The sequence below is a fragment of the Lapidilactobacillus dextrinicus DSM 20335 genome (genome assembly GCF_001436095.1).
GTDB lineage: Bacteria > Bacillota > Bacilli > Lactobacillales > Lactobacillaceae > Lapidilactobacillus > Lapidilactobacillus dextrinicus.
Map to the genome: position 1 here is coordinate 223,786 of NZ_AYYK01000004.1, position 19,229 is coordinate 243,014.

The window sequence follows — 19,229 nt, forward strand, 5'->3', positions numbered from 1 at the left end:
GGTGTCTTAAGTGATGTCTTAATTATCAAGCATCTTGTTTAAAAAGTAAACTGATTAAGCTTGTTCTGGTTTTTCAGGTTCAACTTCTAACCTCAATTCGTCAAGTTGTGCTTGAGCAACACGTGAAGGTGCTGCTGTCATTGGTTCTGTTGCTTTAGAGTTCTTGGGAAAAGCAATCACATCACGAATGTTATCACGACCAGCTAATAACATGGCGAAACGATCCAAACCAAGAGCTAAGCCGCCTAATGGTGGGAAGCCGTAATCCATAGCATCTAATAAGAAGCCGAATTGTTCTTGAGCAGTTTCTGGCGAAATTTCTAAGGCTTTCAACATCTTTTCTTGGATTTCACGATTATGGATACGAATTGAACCGCCGCCTAATTCAAAACCATTCAAGACAATATCATAACTTTGGGCATGGGCAGCATGAGGATCAGTGTCTAATAAGTGAACATCTTCTTCATTAGGCATAGTAAATGGATGGTGTGCAGCAATCCAGCGTTGATCCCCTTCATCGTATTCGAATAATGGCCAATCAACTACCCAAGTAAAGGCAAATTCATTTTCAGGGATTAAACCCAACTCTTTGGCGAAGAAGTTACGCAAATAACCTAAGCTATCAGCAACAACTTTTTTACTTGAAGCAACGAATAAGAGCAAGTCACCGTTCTTAGCGTCTAATTTATTAATTAATTCAGTTTGTTGTTCTTTAACGAATTTAGCAATTGGACCAGAAACTTCATCGTTTTCAACCTTTAACCAAGCCAAGCCTTTAGCGCCGAAGCGTTTGATGTAATCTTGGATTTGATCAATTTGTTTGCGTGAATACTTAGTAGCAGCTTGTGGCGCCACAATTGCCTTAACTTGACCACCATCAGCGACCGCACCACTAAATACTTTAAAAGCACTGTCTTTAAAGAAGTCACTTAAATCTTGTAATTCCATACCAAACCGTAAATCTGGCTTGTCGGAACCAAAACGAGCTTCTGCTTCATTCCAAGTAATTCGTGGGAATGGTAACTTAACGTCGATACCTTTTTCATCATGCATAACTTGAGCAATCATGCCTTCAGTTAAGGCTTGAATTTCTTCGGCAGATAAGAAACTGGTTTCTAAGTCGATTTGTGTAAATTCAGGTTGACGATCGCCACGTAAATCTTCATCACGGAAGCAACGAGCAATTTGATAGTAGCGATCAAAACCAGATGACATTAACAATTCTTTGAAAAGTTGTGGTGACTGTGGCAAGGCGTAAAAACTACCCGGATAAACACGAGAAGGTACTAAATAATCACGAGCACCTTCTGGTGTTGATTTAGTTAAATCTGGTGTTTCAATTTCGATGAAGCCATTGTCATCTAAGAAATGATGAACAGACTTAACAATTTGTGCACGCGTCTTAATACCAGCCATCATTTCTGGCCGGCGCAAGTCTAAATAACGATATTTTAACTTAGTATCTTCAGAAGCCGTGATGTTATCAGAAATTTCAAATGGTGTTGTTTTTGCCTTGTTTAAAATTTCTACATCAGTCACTTCAACTTCAATTTTACCGGTTTTCATGTTGTCATTAATAGCTTGTTCACTACGCGCAGCCACTTGACCATGCACACTAATAACATATTCTGAACGTAAGGTCTCAGCAATTGCTAAAGCATCAGCATTAATTTCTTGACTAAAAACTAATTGGACAATTCCCTCGCGATCGCGGAGGTCAACAAAGACCAAGTTACCTAAACTACGCCGCTTTTGAACCCAACCTGCTAAATCAATTTCTTGGCCTAGATATTGTTCGTCAACTAAACCAGCATATGTTGTACGTTTTACCATAATAACTCCTCCAAATATTGAGCAAAATTTTTAAATTATTTTGCTAGTTTTGCTAAGACACCTGCAAAATTAGTTGTAAAATCTGCAATGGCGATTTCAACTTGTTCACCAGTTGCTAAATCTTTAACTGGAACTCGACCAGTTTCAACTTCGGTTTCACCAACTGTAATAACATATTGAGCATGTAAGCGATCAGCATTTTTGAACTGACCTTTCACTTTACGAGCCAAATAATCTTGATCAGCACTTAGACCGTTTTGGCGAATGGCTTGTAACAACTTAAAGGCAGCACCTTCTACTGCTTCACTAGTCTTAACAATATAGAAGTCTAGTGGCTTGGCTTGTAAAGCTGCTGCTTGACTATCTAATAGTAACAACAAGCGTTCAACGCCAATCCCAAAGCCGATACCAGGTTCATCGGGACCACCGAATTCTTTGACTAAGCCATCATAGCGGCCGCCGCCGATAGCAGTCATTTCAGTATTATTAAAAGCTGGTGAAGTAACCATGATTTCAAAAATTGTGTTGGTGTAATAATCAAGACCGCGGACCATTGTATTGTCAACTTCGTAGTCAATCCCTAAACTTGTTAAGCCAGCTTTAACAGCTTCAAAGTGCTTAGCTGAATCTTCACTTAGAAAATCAAGGATTGTTGGTGCTTGAGCCACTAATTCTTGGTCATGTGCATCTTTGCTATCTAGAATTCGTAAAGGATTAGTTGTTAAACGTCGTTTTGAATCAGCGCTTAATTCATCCTTTAATGGTGTTAAATAGTCAACCAACGCTTGATGATAAGCTTCTTGTGTTTGCGCATCGCCTAGACTGTTAATTACCAAATGCATATCAGTTAAGTTTAAGCGGGCCAATAATTGCATCGCCATGGCGATTGTTTCAACATCTAAATCTGGTGACGTTGAACCAAAAGCTTCCACCCCAATTTGGTGGAATTGACGTTGACGGCCAGATTGTGGACGCTCATAGCGGAACATTGGGCCGTGATAGTAAACTTTGTAAGGCTTGACTTGTTCAGGTCCGAATAATTTATTTTCAACATAAGCGCGAACAACACCAGCAGTGCCTTCAGGACGCAAGGCAATGTGGCGATCACCTTTATCATGGAAGTCATACATTTCTTTAGACACCACATCAGAAGATTCTCCTGATGAACGTTCAAAAACATCATATGATTCAAAAATTGGTGTACGAATTTCGTGATAGTTATAAGTTTCAAAGACTTCTTGAGCGATATTTTCAACATACTGCCATTTTTTAGCTTCAGCAGGTAAAATATCAGCTGTGCCCTTTGGCTTTTGATAATGCATTGGAATTCCTCCTGTGATCAATAATCAACAATTAAATCAACGAACTGATTAATTAGCTTCATCTAGCTTATAACTTGATGAATACCTAATCAATAATTAAGTTAGCATCGCTAATTTAAGTCAACCGACAAAAAAAGCACCCTTAATCGCCTATTACGATTAAGGGTGCTCACGGCACGGTACCACCTTAAATTAACTCATTAGATAACGTCTTTTAGACGGAGCGATGCTCAACCTCTAAATGGTCGTTTCATTCAATCTACCTTCTCAGCAACTGGTAGTCTCTGTTTTCTGAATTACTTCTCATTTGTCATCGGTTTAATATTATCTCCTACTGTAACCGCGTATTTTCAGAAAGTCAAGTCATTCTCAATATTTATTGGGGATTAGTCACTTGTGTACCATTTGAATTTTTAAGTATTTTTTTAAGATTCGATTAAATTGGGCGAATCATGCAAGAATAGTCTATAATTAAATCGTATACACACACGAAACAATCTTTGTTCGATTACAAGGGGTTAATTAATTTGATAAAAGCAATCTTAAAAAAGATTTGGCATTGGCGTGTTGTGCTCACAATTTCTATTGCCATTATTCTGTCAGTTGGAACAACAATTGTGTTAGCAACAAGTCAACAGGTCGAAGTACAAGCTAATGTTTTAAACATTCGTAAAGGACCTGGGCTGGCCTATGATGTTGCTGGTCAAGTTAAAAAAGGACAACGCTTGACTATTATCAGTGAACGTAATGAATGGTATCAGGTTAGAATTAGTAATAACCAAGTCGGTTGGGTTGCTAGTTGGTTAGTTAAAAACACCGAAGTTAGTGCGACCACTAATCAAGTCGCCAGTGTCATTAGCGGCGGCACCCCAATTTACCAAAGCAATAATGAATCATCTCATCAGTTAACAACGTTAACAGCCGGAACGAACGTCACGATTCTTTATAGTGAGAATGGTTGGTACGAAATTAAATATGGTACCTCCGTTGCTTGGATTCAACAAAGTGCAGTGCGCCTTTCTAGTCAAGTTGAAAGCAATGCTCAAACTGAAAACACGGTCATTACTTCAAACACTTCTGATGCAACTCAAGTCGTGGTGATCAACTCAAACAACACTCACCTCCGCGCACAACCTAACGCTAGTGCGGCGATTGTTGCCAATTTGTCAGAGAAATCAACGCTAACTTATATTAAGACAGTCAATCAATGGTATGAAGTTAAGACAAACTCTGGCAAGACTGGTTATCTAGCCAGTTGGGTTGTTACTTTGAAAAACAAGAGTACCGATAGTAGCGCCATGCCTAAGGTAGCATCAAACCTAGCTGAATCAACGATTGTACTTGATGCTGGTCATGGTGGTTACGATTCTGGCGCACTTTCGCAAAGTAATAAGTACGAAAAGAATTACACCTTACAAATGGTTAACGCTGTTGCAGCCCAATTACGTTCTGCCGGTGCCAACGTTGTGTTAACACGTAGCGGTGATGACTTTGTGGGACTTGCTGAACGCGCGCATGTTTCCAACAAACTTTCGGCAGATGCCTTTATTAGTATTCATTTTGATTCTAGTCAAAGTGCCGATTCTGCAAGTGGTATCACAACCTACTATTACAATAAAGGTCGTGATGGCAAACTAGCTACTTCATTAAACAAACAGCTTGCTGTCCTACCTTTAACTAATCGCGGTGCCGAGTACGCTAACTATGAAGTCCTGCGTGATAACACTCGTCCGTCAGTATTGCTGGAATTAGGTTACATTAATAACAAAAAAGATTTTAGTTATATTAAATCATCGAGTTATCAACAAACAGTTGCCAATTCAATTGTTAATGGCTTAACCGCATATTTCAAATAAAAACTTCAATAAAACCCCTGATGAAAATCTTGACTTAAAGGATTTTCATCAGGGGGTTTTAGTTTGTTCAAAGTTAGCAGCGCTAAGCTAGATTAATTAACGGTAGAATATCTGTTAATTGTTCGACTTGATAAGTTGCATTAGGCGCATCATGATAACCGTCGACATTAAAGTAAATTGTTTGGACGTTAGCATTAACACCGGCATCAATATCTAAACGCCGATCACCTACCATCGCTGTGGTTGAAGGTGTTAGTTGATATTGCTGCACGATCGCATTAATAGCACTAGGGTCAGGCTTTCTGGGGAAATCTTGACTAGCATCAACACCACCACTGAAATAATCAGCCAAACCGTTTTGGGCTAAATAATCATAAACCGTCCGATCACGATGTGTATCTAAGAAGTTACGACCGCCATGAGCAATAACTGCTTCTAACACCGCTTTAGCTCCGGGATAAGGCTGGGGCGCTTGTTGATTCTGATGCTCAATTTGATGATAAGTAGCTGTTAATTCATTAGCTGAAAGTTGGTACTGATCAGCAAAATTTTGAACAGCAGAACGAACGGAATGAATCTTTAAGTCGCGGTATAAAGACGCTTCATCAATATCACGAATATCAAATTGATGCAAAGCGGTTAATAATGCTTGCGTCATCACAGGGTAAGTATCATATAAAGTACCATCAAAATCCCAAATAAAATCTTTGAGCATTATTCGACCTCCAAATTAATCGTCACAGGGCCGTCATTGACCGCTGTTATTTGCATGTTAGCCCCAAACTCGCCTACTTGGACTGCTTGACCTAATTCAGCCTCTAAATAATGATTAAAGGCCAAATAAAGTGGTTTAGCAATTTCAGGTTTGGCAGCATTTTGGAAACTTGGTCGATTGCCCTTATGGGTATCTGCATAAAGTGTGAATTGAGAAATTGAGAGAATGCCGCCTTTAACTTGCTGAACATTCTGATTCATCTTTTCGTCTTCATCTTCAAAGATACGCAAATTAACGATTTTATGCGCCATTTTGACTAATTGCTGCTCCGTATCGGTCGGACTAATCCCGACGAATAACAGTAAACCAGCTTGAATTTCGCCTAATTGTTGCTGATCAACTGTGACACTTGCTGATTTAACTCGTTGTAAAGTTACGCGCAAAATAAACCTCCTGAAATAAATCGTTTATTGATCATCAAGATGCTAGTCGTTAACCTTGTGCGCGTTTAACTTCATAAACATCTGGTATGTTTTTTAAACCATCAATAATTGATTCTAAGTGCGTTTGATTCCGGACACCAACACTAACATAAATGTGTGCCATCTTATTATGGTCAACTCGACCATTAACATTGTTCAAGTTTTTACTCTTGCCATTCAACAATTGCAAAACTTCATTTAAAAGACCGTTGCGATTATAGCCAAAGATTTCTAAGTTAGCAAAGTATGATTGGGAAGCATCGTCGTCTTCATCCCACTCAACTTCAATTAGTCGCCCTGCTTCTTGTTCATGCTGAATATTAGGACAATCAGCTCGATGGATAGTAACACCACGGCCTTTCGTCACGTAGCCAACAATTTCATCGCCAGGTACCGGATTACAACACTTGGCTAAACGGATCAAGAGGTTATTGACACCTTGAATCACGACGCCGGCTTCGTGCTGAATCTTCATTTTTTCTGGTGTTTTAGATTGTTTAGGTGTCAGTGTTTCGGTCTGCGTTAAAATTTGGTCTTCATACTGACGTTGCTCATTTTCAGCTTTTTCTTTACGCTCTTTTTCTGTTAGCTTATTAGAAATCACCAGTGCAGAAATTTCACCATAGCCAATTGCACTTAGCAATTCGTCTTCAGTATTGAAATTGACCTTCTCTAAGACAGTTTGTAAGTGGTCCTTATCCATAAATTCCTTGGGACTGTACCCAAGATCTTGCAATTGTTTCTCTAAAGCTGTGCGACCAAGATCAATATTAACGGTCTTTTCTTTTTGCTTAAAGTAGCGGCGAACTTTATTGCGCGCACGACTAGTAAAAGCGATACTGGCCCAATCTTTACTTGGTGAAGCCGATGTTGAAGTTAACATTTCAACAATATCACCATTTTTCAGTTGATAAGTCAAAGGCACAATTTTGCCATTAACTTTAGCGCCAGTGGTATGATTACCAACTTCAGTATGCACTAAATAAGCAAAGTCAATCGGTACGGATCCCTTTGGTAATTCGTAGACATCGCCCTTAGGCGTAAAAGCATAAACGCGATCACTAAAGATATCGCCCTTAACACTATCCATGAATTCTTTAGCATCGGTTGATTCGTCTTGGATTTCCAAGATCTCCCGGAAAATATCCAGTTTCTGATCCGAGTGATCTAGCTTAACTTGTTCTTTAATGCCTTCTTTATAAGCCCAATGTGCGGCCACACCATATTCGGCTACTTCGTGCATTTCTTCAGTCCGAATCTGAACTTCTAGTGGTTTACCCTTGGGACCAATAACAGTTGTATGCAAAGATTGATAACCATTTGCCTTAGGCATGGCAATATAATCTTTGAAACGGCCTGGTAATGGTTTCCACTTCGTATGAATAGCACCAAGAACCGCATAGCAGTCTTTAATGGAATCCACGACAACCCGAATTGCTAAAAGATCATAAAGTTCACTGAATTGCTTATGTTGATCACGCATTTTTTTATAAATCGAATAAATATGCTTAGGCCGACCATAAATTTCGTAATGAACATTTAAATCCGCAATTGCGGTCTTGATTTCGCTAATAGCTTCAGCAATGTACCCTTCGCGTTCACCACGTTTCGAATTCATTAAGTGAACAATCCGGTAATATTGTTGTGGATTAAGGTAATGCAGTGAAATATCTTCTAATTCCCACTTGATCCGACTAATACCCAAGCGATCGGCTAGTGGCGCATAGATCTCTAATGTCTCATCAGCAATCCGCCGTTGTTTATCCGGACGCAAATGTTGTAAAGTCCGCATGTTATGCAAACGGTCGGCTAATTTAACCATAATTACGCGCAGATCTTTAGCCATTGCTAATAACATTTTGCGATGATTTTCAGCTAGCTGTTCCTGATGAGATTTATACTTAATTTTGCCAAGTTTAGTCACACCATCAACAATAACCGCCACATCGTGTCCAAAAAGCTCCTGCACATCGCCTAGAGTAATGTTGGTGTCTTCAACGACATCATGTAAATAACCCGACGCAACTGTCTCGGGATCCATTTTTAATCCAGCCAAAATACCAGCAACTTGAACTGGATGAACAATATAAGGTTCGCCAGATTGTCGCTTTTGATCATGATGAACATAGGCCGCAAAATCATATGCTTTTTGGACGAATGCCAAATGATCCTTATTCATATATTGCTGACATAGCGCCAGTACATCTGATTGAGATAGTTCTTTTTGTTGGGACATGTTCAACACTCCTAGTAAAAATAACGCGTAATTTAAGGCAAGGCTACTTAATCATCAGTTTAGCGATCCGCCCGTTCGGATTCAAGTCTTGTGTCTTTACGCTAATCTTCTTGAATTGGTTTAGTAGCAGGTACTAATAAGTAAACAATTAAGCTTAAGATTAAATAAATACCAGCCAACCAATAGTTGTACTTAGCAAAACGCCACCAAATACTAATAGCAAACACGATTGGAAAGAAAAAAAGCCACAAAATATTCAGATTAAAGCGCCGAACTAACCAACTAATTGAAATGCTAAGCAGTGAATTAACTAATAGGAATAAATAGATAATGCGATGTACTTTGCTAATACCAATGAAATTAGAAAGTAGCGGCAAGCCAAAAGATGCCACTAAAACCATCAGAATCGTTAATAATACCGGTTTAGAGAAAAACTTTTTCGTCAATTTCATCCACTCATCCATTTCAATTATTTCTTTTTATTTCAATAACTCCATTGTATAGCTAAGACTGCTTAAGAAATAAAGTGGCGCTGTCTCAGTTCTTAAAATACGCGGTCCTAATCCAACCGGCTGCACCCCAACCTCTTGAAGTTGCGCAACTTCACTTACAGTTAATCCACCCTCTGGGCCAAAAATCATTCGAACTGTTTCTGGATTAGTTTGTAATTGCTTGAAGGCTTTAACCAAACCAAAGTCTTCATGTTCTTTAACTACTTCTTCATAAGCAACTAAATTAAGACCAGTGGTTGGTAAAGCTGCCTTTAATTTTGGCCAATAATCCACTTCTGGGACGCGACGGCGGTGTGATTGGGCCGCTGCATCATGGGCGATTTGTTGTAACCTTGTTAGCTTCTTATCCACTTGATTAGCGCGCCATTGCATAATCGAGCGATCAGCTGCAAAGAAAATAATCCGCGTTACACCTAATTCCGTCGCCTTTTGAACAATCCAGTCGGCTTTTTCTCGTTTAGGCAGCCCACAAATAATTTCTGCTGCCAAAGGTAGCTCAGTATCAGCTAAGGGGTCACCAGTGATTACAGCTTCAATGGTTGAGGTAACAGGTTCAATATTAATAATTTTAGCTGGATAAGCTGTTGCCGTCCCATCAGCTATTTGAATCTTAGTATCAACCTTCATCCGCAAAACTTGGACGGCATGTTTAAAGTCACTAGCTGCTAATGTGACTACTTCATCAGGATTAATCTGTTCATCAATGAAAAACAGTTGCATTCATTCACCTACTCTATCATTCTGATCGCTTAATTCTTAAACAGTACCAATCAGCCATGCTCATTTGAAAATCAACCGTGAAATGATGCTCACTAATGGCTGCTTTGACCTTAGCCAATTGACTATCAATAATTCCCGTTAAAATCACAGTGCCCTCATGTTGTAAATGAGCAGACAACTGTGGTATTAAAGGTAATAACGTTTCAGGCAACATATTAGCAACGATTAAATCAGCTTGTGATGTGACCGGTTCAAGTAAACTACCTTGTATCAATTCAATTCGTGTAGCTAAATCATTTAACTCAATATTTTCTTGAGCAAATGGGATCGCTACAGGATCAAATTCAGTGGCAATTACTTTTTTTGCACCTAATTTTGCTGCCATAATACTTAAGACTGCTGATCCTGTACCAACATCAAAAACAGTTTCGCCACCTTGTAAGGTTAATTCTAAACAAGATAAAGCCAGTCGGGTTGTAGGATGCATACCAGTACCAAATGATTTACCGGGATTTAAGCGAATAATCTGTTCTAACGGTGATTGCGGTTGATAGTCTTGCCATTGGGGCACAATAGTCAGATAACGCGTGACACGAACAGGTTCATAATAATCCTGCCAACTGGTTGTAAAATCACTCTCAGCTATTTTATTCGTTAAAATAGCTAAATCTGTTGTCAACCAGCCATCATGTTGCAATTGCGTAATGCGCTTCTTGAGCTGTTCAATAAACCGTGCTTGATCAACATCTGTCGTCAAATAAGCACTAACGCCAACTTGATTGGCAGCTAAGTCTGCATCTAGTGTTGTGTTGTCGCTGATTTGTACGCCACCAGCATTTAGTTCTTCAAAGAGATTAGCAACAATCTCTAATTGTTCAGCTGGTGCAATAATTTTAATTTCTAACCAGTTCATGATTCAATTCCCGTTCGTATTAATATTTAGGGTAGCTAAGATAGCCAGTAACACCAGCATCACCAGCATCTTGGACTGCTTGTTCGAAGATATCTTGTTGCCATTCCAAAATAAAAGTATCAACCGTCATTTCTGGGTCTAAAAAGTCCATAAAATCACTCATACCATCTGCCAACCAGTCTTTAAGGTAAGTGAACAAACCATCGGCTACACTCTTAGATAAACCTTGACGGCCATTAAAAGGAATAGTAGCAACATAGTTTTCTGCGTAGTCGGCACCGTTAACTTTGGTTTCGTCATAAATTAAGATAGCATCATCATAACTAACTTCATCATCCTTGATGTCGCCTTCTTGATCTTCGATTTCCATTTTATTTGTAATACCTGTCATCGTGATCTCTAATTCAAAAGAACGAATCTCTTGATCCCAGTTCACATTAATATCACCAGGAAAGTCAAGTGCTTCAATTTGTTGATCAAAGTAAGTCATCATATCCATTAGAGTTATCTCCATTCTTCATGTCTCAGATACTCAAAAAGCCAACAGAACAACTTGTTCTATTGGCGTCAGAGTTCTGCACGTCATACTTTATATTATGACACAGAATATTTAGCTTGTACACGAACATAGACAGCATAAGCTGATATGATTTTATTAATTATTTTGAAAAAAATTAGCCAAATGAAACCGTACTAATATGTTGTAAATGCTGATTAATTTCTTTTTTGCATTTAAGAATGTATTGTTCAGCAACGCGAGCCTGGGTGTGATTAATACAATCATTCTCCGAATCAATTGCTGATAACAAGTAATATTGAGCAACACCGTATTTAGTTAAGGCTGCGTTAATTTTCTTTTGAAAATCTTGATATTGTTCATCAGCAAGTTGTGGTACTTCATGATCGATAAAGTTCTTGAAGGCACCAAAGTTTCTTAACCAATCGCGTTTAAGAGCAGGCAGGTTTTCAGCAACGAGACCATCGCCAGCTTCAATGCGCTCGCTTGTTTCCACGAATTCATGGAAAACATTGTCAAAGATCAAAAACCTCTCTAAAAAATTATTGAATTGAATATAATAATTACCAATATTAAAATTTTTGACTTGTGCTGTCATTACGTCCACCTTCTCTTCCTTCTTTATGTATGCCTTTACAAAGAGTATAACAAAAGGCGAATGATAATCAATATTATTTTATAATTTTGATAAGTAATTACTGTGATTTAATTTGGTTGTAATATTAATATTTTTAATACTTTACGAAAAGATCATCAATGGCAAATAAAAAGCCTAAAGTAAAACGAACGTTTACTTTAGGCTTTTTAAAAATATTGAGTTATTGTTTGATTCTATGCTAGTTTAGCTGAATCAGTTAATGCTGATATTGGCGTTGGATCTACGAAATAATGATAATCTTGACTAATATAAATTTGATACCAGACGATAAATGTTAAGATTGTCCATAATTTACGTGAGTTATCAATTCGACCAACTTGATGATCATCAAGTAGTTTTAGTGCGTAGTCTTTTTTAAGGTATTGATCCACCGGCGCTTGCTCGATTAAATCTCGCGCCCAATCAGCTAACTCATCTTTCAACCAAAAACGAATTGGCACAGGGAAACCTAACTTCGGGCGATACAGGACATTCTCTGGTGTAAAGCTTTCTGCGGCCTTTCGCAAAATATACTTCGTGGTGTTATGGGCAATTTTGAGATTAGCAGGGATAGTCCGTGCTAACGCAAAAACTTCTTTATCAATAAATGGTGTTCTTAATTCTAAGCTTGCTGCCATCGTTGTTCGATCAGCATTCAATAATAAATCGCCAATCAACCATGTATGCATATCAATGTCTTCCATGCGTGTGATCGGATCTAGGTTTTGATTGGCGTGATAAAACGGTGCCGTCACATTAGTATAAGGATGTCCAGCTTGATAATGCTGCAACAATTGCTTTTTCTCTGGCTCGAGGAAAATTTTGGCATTACCAACAAAGCGGCGTTCTAATGGTGTTGTTCCCCGCTCAATAAAGCTACGTCCTTTAACACCTGCAGGTAATTGTTGCGCAAGTTTATTTAAAACATGATTCAGACTCTGCGGTAAGTGTTCAAATAAAGTTAGCGAGTTTGGTTCATTATAAATCGTATAGCCACCAAATAATTCATCTGCACCCTCACCTGTCAGGGCTACTTTACAATACTGACGCGCCAGTTTTGCCAAGAAGTATTGTGGAACAGCCGCTGGATCAGCTAGTGGGTCATCCATACTATAAACGAAATTAGGGAATTCCTTAATGAATGCTTCTGGTGTAATCACTTGGCTAATATTCTCTACGCCAAGTCTTTGCGCCGTTTCTTCTGCAACATCTATCTCACTATAACCCTCACGTTCAAAACCAACTGAAAAAGTCTTGATATTAGGGCTAATTTGTTTGGCTAACGCAACAATTATCGATGAATCGACACCACCTGATAAAAATGAACCTACTGTCACATCTGCCCGCATATGTTTTTTGACACTATCATAAAGCGTTTCTGCAATTTTAGTGGCTAATTTATTTTCGTCTTTAACAGTCTGTGGTGTGAAAGTTGGTGTAAAGTATGTTTCAATTTTTAAAGCTTCACCAGGATTTTTAACAAAATAGTGACCGGCCGGGATCTTTTTAATCGAGGGCGTTAATGTTTCAGGATCAGGAACATATTGATAGGTCAAATAATTTTGCAGTGCAACTTCGTCAATCTGGCGATCATTTAAAAGTTTAATCAATGACTTCTTTTCAGAAGCAAAGTAGATATTATCGTTAGCAAGTGCGTAATGTAATGGCTTAATGCCAAACTGATCCCTTGCCCCATAAACTTCTTTAGTTTGCGTATCCCAAATAACGAAAGCAAACATACCGCGCAAATATTTAGCTGTTTCAGTACCGTATTTCTTGTACATTGCTAGTATTACTTCGGTATCGCTATCCGTTATAAATTGATAGCCTTCTTTTAATAATTCTTCTCGTAATTCAACATAGTTATAAATTTCACCGTTGAACACGATCCAATAACGTTGCTGATCATATGCTAGCGGCTGACTTCCATGTTGTAAGTCAATAATACTTAAACGTCTAAATCCAGTAGTGATACTATCATCTTCAAAATAACCCTCGTCATCTGGACCACGATGAACAATCATTTGATTCATGGTTTTAATATCATCAAGCGTCACCCGTCCACCATCTTGATGAATTGCACCAACAAATCCGCACATAAAAAATGCCCCCTTAAATAACAAAACTAATCAGAAACTTATTATCTCATATTTGTGATTTAATAACTATTATATTTTCATAGCGAAGACTAACAAAATTGTAAGGTTAGTAACGGCTGATCTTTATTTTATTGTTGCGTTGTTCAAATTATCGTAAATAATGATCTGGTTTGTTTGCCAATTATCTTTTGAAATAATTAGATCCTATTGAAATATCTCAATGTTTTTTGTTATACTGATTACTGTTATGGAGAGTTGGCAGAGTGGTAATGCACCGGACTCGAAATCCGGCGAACCAGTAAAATGGCGCGCAGGTTCAATTCCTGTACTCTCCTTTTAATATCAAATCAAAAACATTTTGAAAAAAGAGAAACCTTGATAAATCAACATTTGTCAAGGTTATCTTTTTGCCTTTAATACTAAAAAGCACTAGAAAACAAAAACATTTTGGTCAAATTTTGGACAAAATAAAACAGCCTTTCCATTTAGGTTTGGCTGTTTATTTTTTTCTGGGGTCTTTCTCACCAGTTACTGCTTTCATTCCTTCAGTTGTTACAACTAATTGCTTTCCGAATTTTCGCCATGAACCATCCGGCCACTTATCTGGATTCTGACGCAATGATGTTCTAACATACGTATCGTTTTTACCCCAAATTTGAGCAGCATCTTTAGCACTCATTATATTTGGATCATTTAAATTAATCATTTAATCACCTATTTAAGTAAAGATATTAACAATAGAATTATATTAACTATTTGAAGACCGATTATAATTTTTGTACCTTTGGAAAGTTTCTCATTATTATTCATTGATTTTGTTCCCCTTTCAGATTATAATCTGAGTACACGAAGTAAGGGGTTATCCCCCTTACCTTGTTACTTTTTAAAGAGACTTAGCAGAGTTCCGATTGTCTGAATAACCCCTAATGTTATCATGACTTTCTCTGACTTTGTGAAGGTCTCTTTTTTGTGTTTTGGTTTAATCTTTTATCACTTCCTTTCTACATCTATTATAATAACTCTATACAGAGTATTTGTCAACGCTTTATAGAGTTATTTTGTTGACTTATTTAAACAAATAAAAAACCTCACTCTTAATTGAGTGGGGCTTAATTAATTCAACTAGCTATCTTATTATTTGTAAGAAATAGTGGCAGTTGCTAACATATCAACGATACTGATTACCTGTACCACTTCGGTACCGCATTATGACTTATCCACAATTTTTACTTACAATCTTCATTCTTTTCAGAAGTTAGTTCTTCAACCGTTGTCTTAAAATTTAAAGTTGGCAAAATTGTTGTATCAGGTCTATCTATAGAAGTAACGATAGAAATTATTGCTCTAAGATAAGGATAAAGCATAGCATTGCCATTCATAGCAATATAACTTTTAACCTTATCGCTATCAGCTTCTTGATCCTGTACTGTAAATTGTCCAATAACCTCTAAATGAACGATTTGTTGTGTTTCATCACGAGAAAAGTCAACAACCTGCTTTGCCATACCATGTTTTAAGTCTTTTGTAAGACCGAATTCAGCATTCTCCTTATTAATTAAAACATTCAGTATGATACTGATAAAATAAAGCAGTCGATAAACGTTGATTTAAAATCGTTTATCGGCTTTTTTATTTTGCTGAAGATGTTTGAATTTTTTACATTTGAAAACAAAAAATAAGCCCACTCAATCCGGAGTGGGCTTAATAGTTACGTGATCAGCTTTTGCTGATCGGCAACTGTCTCAACGTCATTTATTATAACATACTATCTTTAATTCGCCTAAATAATAATTCTGGTCGTTAAGCGCCTTTAACTAATCTCTAGTTATCAGCGTGATATAATTAATTGTCGTAAGTTCAATAATGCTGATAACTAATATTAATGACCAAATGTAGATTTTCTGCCTATCTGACCAATTATTGAATCAATTTGGTTCTTGATTTTAATGATTCTACCTTCTAAACCAAGTCGTTGGCGTGAAATTAATTAATTTTCAACTAAAATAGCCTTGTTATCAGTTAGATAACAAGGCTATTTTTATGCTTTTGACGATGTTTCAGTTAACGCTGCTTGGATGGCTATCACTAATTCATCGCGTTGGTCTAAATCTTCGTCGCATTCTAAATATGAGGCGTGTTCTAGTTGATTTAATGGATCGTCAATATCTTTATACTGTTGGTCGAAACTTTTAATGTTAGCCGTTTTTTGAGCGGCATCATAATGGACGAGTAAGCAACCATCTGCAGGCTTATGCTGGTGACTAAAATCAATAATAAAAATATAATCGGTTTGTTGTCCGGCTTTCTGTGAGATTTGAATGGTGTGCGCAACAGTATGGGCAATGTTTTTAATATTCATAAACGGCTACTTTCTTTTAAAGTTAATTGGCTTCTTGTGGCAATAAGATTGTTTGCGCACGGCCATCATCATAAACTAATAATGTTTGAGGAAAACTATCTTGATAAGCATAGTCAGTATCAAAAGCAATCACATTTTGTGTTGCTTCACTACGATAAACATATTGCAAATGATCTTTTTGGTCAGCGCGTAATTCAAAGGTCAACAAGTTTTGGTTTAATGGAAAAACACCTTGTAAATTATGATCGATAATAACCCAAATTTGATCGATTAAATCATCGGGCAATACAGCAACAACACCAAAACTAGCAAAACGATTAGCTGGAGCTTTAAACATTTTTCTTCCTCCTAACTATGATGGTGCTTCTGATTTAACAGTCAAGTCAACAACCGTGCCTTCAACAAAATCAATTAAATCTTGTGGTACAAGTTTAACTGAACGGCCCAGCTTGCCTGACGAGACCATCATTGCTGGCAAATTTTGAACAGATTGGTCAATATAAATTGGAAAATGGTCTTGTTCATAAATACCAATTGGTGTGTTAGCCCCATGAACGTAGCCTGATGTTTCAGCCAACTCTTTTAACGGAATCATACGAACGCGTTTATTTCCTGATGCTTCGGCAAGTTTACGCTCATCTAAATGTTCGTTTAATGGGACCACCCCTACTAATGGCCCAGTTTTTTCGCCGTGTAACACTAATGTTTTATAGATAATGGCTTGATCGTCACGTTCGGCCGCTGGATCATCTAAATTAAATTCTTTTTGTTCATAAGTAATTTTTGCGCGGTCAAGAATTTTTTCGACCAGCGTTTTTTGTAATCTAGTTTTCTTTTTTGACACGGATTTCACCTAATTCAATTAATTTAATATGTAAAAAACCGCCTAGTAAAATTTAGGCGGCTTAATTCTTGGCAATCAGCCTCATTGACTGTTATGCAATCAACCATGAAGCTGATGCCTTGAGATTTGTGCAACTATTCAAAAGACATCACCTCCCTTTCTACAAATATCATAGCAACAACGACAATGAATTGCAAAAGTTTGATTTTCTAATAGCAGCCACACGAAATTTCAAAGCAAATAAAAAAGCCTGCTGTAAATATCAGGCTTAGTCGAAATCCAATAATTAATAGGTAATGTTAAAGTTGGACTTTTTTAACAGCTTCTTGAATGGTCAAGCCTTTAGCAGACTTCTTTGATTCAGGATCAATAGCTGTAAAAATTTGTGTGTTCGTATTTAACTGAATACGATATTTCATAATAAAACCTCCGTTCATGTTTCAATAGCTCGAACGGTCTTGGTAGCGAATGTATTTACTATACGCGCAATAAATGGTCTTGTCAAAGAAAAAGATTGATTACACAATCGTGTCGAAAAATAATCATGATTGTGCCAGCTTCATTAAATCCTGCAAGAATTGTTCTTTTTCTGATTGATTTTTTAAAATGACTAATGTTTTGTTGGTAGCATATTTTTGATAGTTTGTCTTAATTAATTGGTTATTACGTTTAGGATAGTCCCAAACAAATTTTAAAAATTGCCAATATTCTCGATCAAAATGTTCACTGAAGTTTTCAGCCATATCAATCCGCGACTGGTGCCACCATTTTTGCCTCAGCGAACGCTGAATAACACGTTTAATTGCCGTCATTCTGGAAACTTGCAACCAAATAATCAAGTCTGCCTGTTTCATTCGATCAGGCATCGTGCTACTGTAATTGCCGTCAATAATACAATGATCGTGTTCCTGCATGAATTTATTTTGCTGGCGATTTAATTGAAGCCTTGCCGCCTCACTATAATCAGATTGATGCCAGTAATAGTCCAAATGAAAAATTGGATAAGTTAACCTTTGGCTAATTGCCCGACTATACGTTGATTTACCACTACCAGGCGAGCCAATAATCGTAATTTTCAAAGTCACAACTCCAATCATTTTTAGATTAGCTTGTAAGCGTATGCAATATGCATTAGAATAGAGATAATTTGATGAATTAGGTGTCGATTATGAAATTATTTATTAAAAATCATTTATATGCGATCTTTGTGGTACTATTAGTTTTAGTTGCTGGTGGTGCTTATTTAGCTAGCCACAGCGAACCTGTGGTGGCCTTTAGTACTCAACAACGGCATTTAGTCCGGCATGAAAAAGACGAAAACAAACTAACCATGGTTGAACAATATTTTGAAAAGAAATTAGCCCGCCGATTTACAGTCAAAGAAGTCAAAGAAATTTCAATGTTTGTCATCATTGCTGCGTTGATTCTTTTAATTTGCCAGCCTTTAATTCTCTGGTATGTTATTAGTGGTCGCCAAAAACAAAAGCATTCGCCGGATAGTGACGAGCATCATTTCATGCATCACTATCAAAATCCCTACCGTATTGATCATGATACTGATAAGAATTTTAAAATCATGTAAGTCTAAAATAAAGTAGCCTTGAGAAAATCTCAATTCGATTTTCTCAAGGCTACCTTTTTGATTAATTAATACTTCAATAATGAGAAGATATCGTAACCTTTCATCTTGTCACGACCATGTAAGTCTTCTAATTCAATTAAGAACGCTGCGCCGACAACAATCCCACCAAGTTGTTCAACTAGATCAATTGTAGCTGCAACCGTACCACCAGTTGCCAATAAGTCATCAACAATTAAAACCTTTTGCCCTGGCTTAACAGCATCTTTATGCATAAATAATTCTGCTTCACCATATTCAAGCTGGAATTTAACTGAAACAGTTTCGCGAGGTAACTTGCCCTTCTTACGTGCAGGAGCAAATCCAACGCCTAATTGATTGGCAACTGGACAGCCAACGATAAAACCACGTGCTTCTGGTCCACAAATCATTTCAGTCCCACGTGCTTTAGCAAAGTTAGTAATGCGATCAGTGGCTTCTGAATATGCCTTACCATCTGCCATTAGTGGGGAAATATCCCGAAAAATAACACCCGGTTCTGGAAAATCAGGAATTGAAGCCACATATTTCGAAAAATCAAACTCTTTATCTGCCATGATCTACAT

The 19,229-nt window shown here is 37.4% G+C and carries 20 protein-coding genes and 1 tRNA gene; 3 read left to right on the plus strand and 18 right to left on the minus strand.

Going from position 1 to position 19,229, the window contains the following annotated elements:
- Positions 1–54: 54 nt before the first annotated feature.
- Together aspS and hisS are read right to left on the minus strand one after the other, a co-directional pair.
- On the minus strand, positions 55–1,833 hold the full coding sequence (gene aspS / locus FC84_RS03215) for an aspartate--tRNA ligase (RefSeq protein ID WP_057755310.1): 1,779 nt from the start codon (positions 1,831–1,833) through the stop codon (positions 55–57).
- A gap of 35 nt (positions 1,834–1,868) precedes the next feature.
- Positions 1,869–3,155: a histidine--tRNA ligase gene (hisS, locus tag FC84_RS03220; RefSeq protein WP_057755312.1), complete on the minus strand. Its 1,287-nt coding sequence runs from the start codon at positions 3,153–3,155 to the stop codon at positions 1,869–1,871.
- A gap of 527 nt (positions 3,156–3,682) precedes the next feature.
- On the opposite strand from hisS, the gene FC84_RS03225 reads away from it, so the two are divergent.
- A complete protein-coding gene (locus tag FC84_RS03225) occupies positions 3,683–5,011 on the plus strand; it encodes an N-acetylmuramoyl-L-alanine amidase family protein (RefSeq protein WP_225733053.1) in 1,329 nt (442 codons plus the stop codon).
- Between the two features lie 82 nt (positions 5,012–5,093).
- Here FC84_RS03225 and FC84_RS03230 read toward each other — a convergent pair whose 3' ends face one another.
- The 9 genes from FC84_RS03230 to asnB form a co-directional block, all read right to left on the minus strand.
- Positions 5,094–5,726 carry an HAD hydrolase-like protein gene (locus FC84_RS03230; RefSeq protein WP_057755316.1) on the minus strand — a complete coding sequence of 211 codons (633 nt, stop codon included), beginning with the start codon at positions 5,724–5,726 and terminating at the stop codon, positions 5,094–5,096.
- Positions 5,726–6,169 carry a D-aminoacyl-tRNA deacylase gene (gene dtd / locus FC84_RS03235; protein WP_057755319.1) on the minus strand — a complete coding sequence of 148 codons (444 nt, stop codon included), beginning with the start codon at positions 6,167–6,169 and terminating at the stop codon, positions 5,726–5,728. Before dtd ends, FC84_RS03230 begins: the two co-directional genes overlap by 1 nt.
- A 49-nt stretch (positions 6,170–6,218) precedes the next feature.
- A complete protein-coding gene (locus FC84_RS03240) occupies positions 6,219–8,444 on the minus strand; it encodes a RelA/SpoT family protein (protein ID WP_057755322.1) in 2,226 nt (741 codons plus the stop codon).
- 101 nt (positions 8,445–8,545) lie between these two features.
- A complete protein-coding gene (locus tag FC84_RS03245; RefSeq protein WP_151425845.1) occupies positions 8,546–8,890 on the minus strand; it encodes a hypothetical protein in 345 nt (114 codons plus the stop codon).
- A 33-nt stretch (positions 8,891–8,923) separates the two neighbouring features.
- A complete protein-coding gene (locus tag FC84_RS03250; RefSeq protein ID WP_057755327.1) occupies positions 8,924–9,676 on the minus strand; it encodes an RsmE family RNA methyltransferase in 753 nt (250 codons plus the stop codon).
- A 16-nt stretch (positions 9,677–9,692) separates the two neighbouring features.
- Positions 9,693–10,589: a 50S ribosomal protein L11 methyltransferase gene (prmA, locus tag FC84_RS03255; RefSeq protein WP_057755336.1), complete on the minus strand. Its 897-nt coding sequence runs from the start codon at positions 10,587–10,589 to the stop codon at positions 9,693–9,695.
- A gap of 19 nt (positions 10,590–10,608) precedes the next feature.
- Entirely contained in the window at positions 10,609–11,088 is a 480-nt protein-coding gene (locus FC84_RS03260; protein ID WP_057755341.1) for a DUF3013 family protein, read from the minus strand.
- A gap of 175 nt (positions 11,089–11,263) precedes the next feature.
- Positions 11,264–11,704 (minus strand): hypothetical protein, encoded by a 441-nt coding sequence (locus FC84_RS03265; RefSeq protein ID WP_057755344.1) that lies wholly within the window; start codon positions 11,702–11,704, stop codon positions 11,264–11,266.
- A 233-nt stretch (positions 11,705–11,937) separates the two neighbouring features.
- Complete coding sequence (gene asnB, locus FC84_RS03270) at positions 11,938–13,842, minus strand: asparagine synthase (glutamine-hydrolyzing) (protein ID WP_057755346.1); 1,905 nt, start codon at positions 13,840–13,842, stop codon at positions 11,938–11,940.
- A gap of 249 nt (positions 13,843–14,091) precedes the next feature.
- Between asnB and FC84_RS03275 the strand changes: the two genes are divergently transcribed.
- Positions 14,092–14,177: transfer RNA gene (locus FC84_RS03275), tRNA-Ser, on the plus strand.
- A 164-nt stretch (positions 14,178–14,341) separates the two neighbouring features.
- Here the strand turns inward: FC84_RS03275 and FC84_RS03280 are convergent.
- From FC84_RS03280 to FC84_RS03310, 6 genes are all read right to left on the minus strand, one after another.
- Entirely contained in the window at positions 14,342–14,548 is a 207-nt protein-coding gene (locus tag FC84_RS03280) for a helix-turn-helix domain-containing protein (RefSeq protein WP_057755351.1), read from the minus strand.
- Positions 14,549–15,068: 520 nt separating this feature from the next.
- On the minus strand, positions 15,069–15,347 hold the full coding sequence (locus FC84_RS03285; RefSeq protein ID WP_057755353.1) for a protein-export chaperone SecB: 279 nt from the start codon (positions 15,345–15,347) through the stop codon (positions 15,069–15,071).
- A 533-nt stretch (positions 15,348–15,880) separates the two neighbouring features.
- Complete coding sequence (locus FC84_RS03290) at positions 15,881–16,201, minus strand: hypothetical protein (protein ID WP_057755354.1); 321 nt, start codon at positions 16,199–16,201, stop codon at positions 15,881–15,883.
- Between the two features lie 22 nt (positions 16,202–16,223).
- The gene (locus tag FC84_RS03295) at positions 16,224–16,538 is read right to left on the minus strand and encodes a DUF960 domain-containing protein (RefSeq protein ID WP_057755356.1); all 315 of its coding nucleotides are present in this window, start codon (positions 16,536–16,538) and stop codon (positions 16,224–16,226) included.
- A 15-nt stretch (positions 16,539–16,553) separates the two neighbouring features.
- The gene (locus FC84_RS03300; RefSeq protein WP_404804411.1) at positions 16,554–17,054 is read right to left on the minus strand and encodes an aminoacyl-tRNA deacylase; all 501 of its coding nucleotides are present in this window, start codon (positions 17,052–17,054) and stop codon (positions 16,554–16,556) included.
- A 533-nt stretch (positions 17,055–17,587) separates the two neighbouring features.
- Positions 17,588–18,124 (minus strand): AAA family ATPase, encoded by a 537-nt coding sequence (locus tag FC84_RS03310; RefSeq protein WP_057755407.1) that lies wholly within the window; start codon positions 18,122–18,124, stop codon positions 17,588–17,590.
- An 89-nt stretch (positions 18,125–18,213) separates the two neighbouring features.
- Here FC84_RS03310 and FC84_RS03315 point away from each other — a divergent pair, with 89 nt between their 5' ends.
- The gene (locus tag FC84_RS03315) at positions 18,214–18,627 is read left to right on the plus strand and encodes a hypothetical protein (RefSeq protein WP_057755418.1); all 414 of its coding nucleotides are present in this window, start codon (positions 18,214–18,216) and stop codon (positions 18,625–18,627) included.
- Positions 18,628–18,692: 65 nt separating this feature from the next.
- Here the strand turns inward: FC84_RS03315 and FC84_RS03320 are convergent, their stop codons facing one another.
- The gene (locus FC84_RS03320) at positions 18,693–19,220 is read right to left on the minus strand and encodes an adenine phosphoribosyltransferase (RefSeq protein ID WP_057755421.1); all 528 of its coding nucleotides are present in this window, start codon (positions 19,218–19,220) and stop codon (positions 18,693–18,695) included.
- Positions 19,221–19,229: the final 9 nt, after the last annotated feature.

What these genes read in the sequence shown, in the direction of transcription:
- FC84_RS03250 (WP_057755327.1), bottom strand. Translation starts at nt 9,676, where the DNA reads ATGCAACTGTTTTTCATTGATGAACAGATTAATCCTGATGAAGTAGTC.
- FC84_RS03315 (WP_057755418.1), top strand. Translation starts at nt 18,214, where the DNA reads ATGAAATTATTTATTAAAAATCATTTATATGCGATCTTTGTGGTACTA.
- FC84_RS03320 (WP_057755421.1), bottom strand. Translation starts at nt 19,220, where the DNA reads ATGGCAGATAAAGAGTTTGATTTTTCGAAATATGTGGCTTCAATTCCT.
- FC84_RS03240 (WP_057755322.1), bottom strand. Translation starts at nt 8,444, where the DNA reads ATGTCCCAACAAAAAGAACTATCTCAATCAGATGTACTGGCGCTATGT.
- FC84_RS03260 (WP_057755341.1), bottom strand. Translation starts at nt 11,088, where the DNA reads ATGGATATGATGACTTACTTTGATCAACAAATTGAAGCACTTGACTTT.
- FC84_RS03230 (WP_057755316.1), bottom strand. Translation starts at nt 5,726, where the DNA reads ATGCTCAAAGATTTTATTTGGGATTTTGATGGTACTTTATATGATACT.
- FC84_RS03265 (WP_057755344.1), bottom strand. Translation starts at nt 11,704, where the DNA reads ATGACAGCACAAGTCAAAAATTTTAATATTGGTAATTATTATATTCAA.
- hisS (WP_057755312.1), bottom strand. Translation starts at nt 3,155, where the DNA reads ATGCATTATCAAAAGCCAAAGGGCACAGCTGATATTTTACCTGCTGAA.
- FC84_RS03290 (WP_057755354.1), bottom strand. Translation starts at nt 16,201, where the DNA reads ATGAATATTAAAAACATTGCCCATACTGTTGCGCACACCATTCAAATC.
- aspS (WP_057755310.1), bottom strand. Translation starts at nt 1,833, where the DNA reads ATGGTAAAACGTACAACATATGCTGGTTTAGTTGACGAACAATATCTA.
- FC84_RS03285 (WP_057755353.1), bottom strand. Translation starts at nt 15,347, where the DNA reads ATGGCAAAGCAGGTTGTTGACTTTTCTCGTGATGAAACACAACAAATC.
- FC84_RS03280 (WP_057755351.1), bottom strand. Translation starts at nt 14,548, where the DNA reads ATGATTAATTTAAATGATCCAAATATAATGAGTGCTAAAGATGCTGCT.
- asnB (WP_057755346.1), bottom strand. Translation starts at nt 13,842, where the DNA reads ATGTGCGGATTTGTTGGTGCAATTCATCAAGATGGTGGACGGGTGACG.
- prmA (WP_057755336.1), bottom strand. Translation starts at nt 10,589, where the DNA reads ATGAACTGGTTAGAAATTAAAATTATTGCACCAGCTGAACAATTAGAG.
- FC84_RS03295 (WP_057755356.1), bottom strand. Translation starts at nt 16,538, where the DNA reads ATGTTTAAAGCTCCAGCTAATCGTTTTGCTAGTTTTGGTGTTGTTGCT.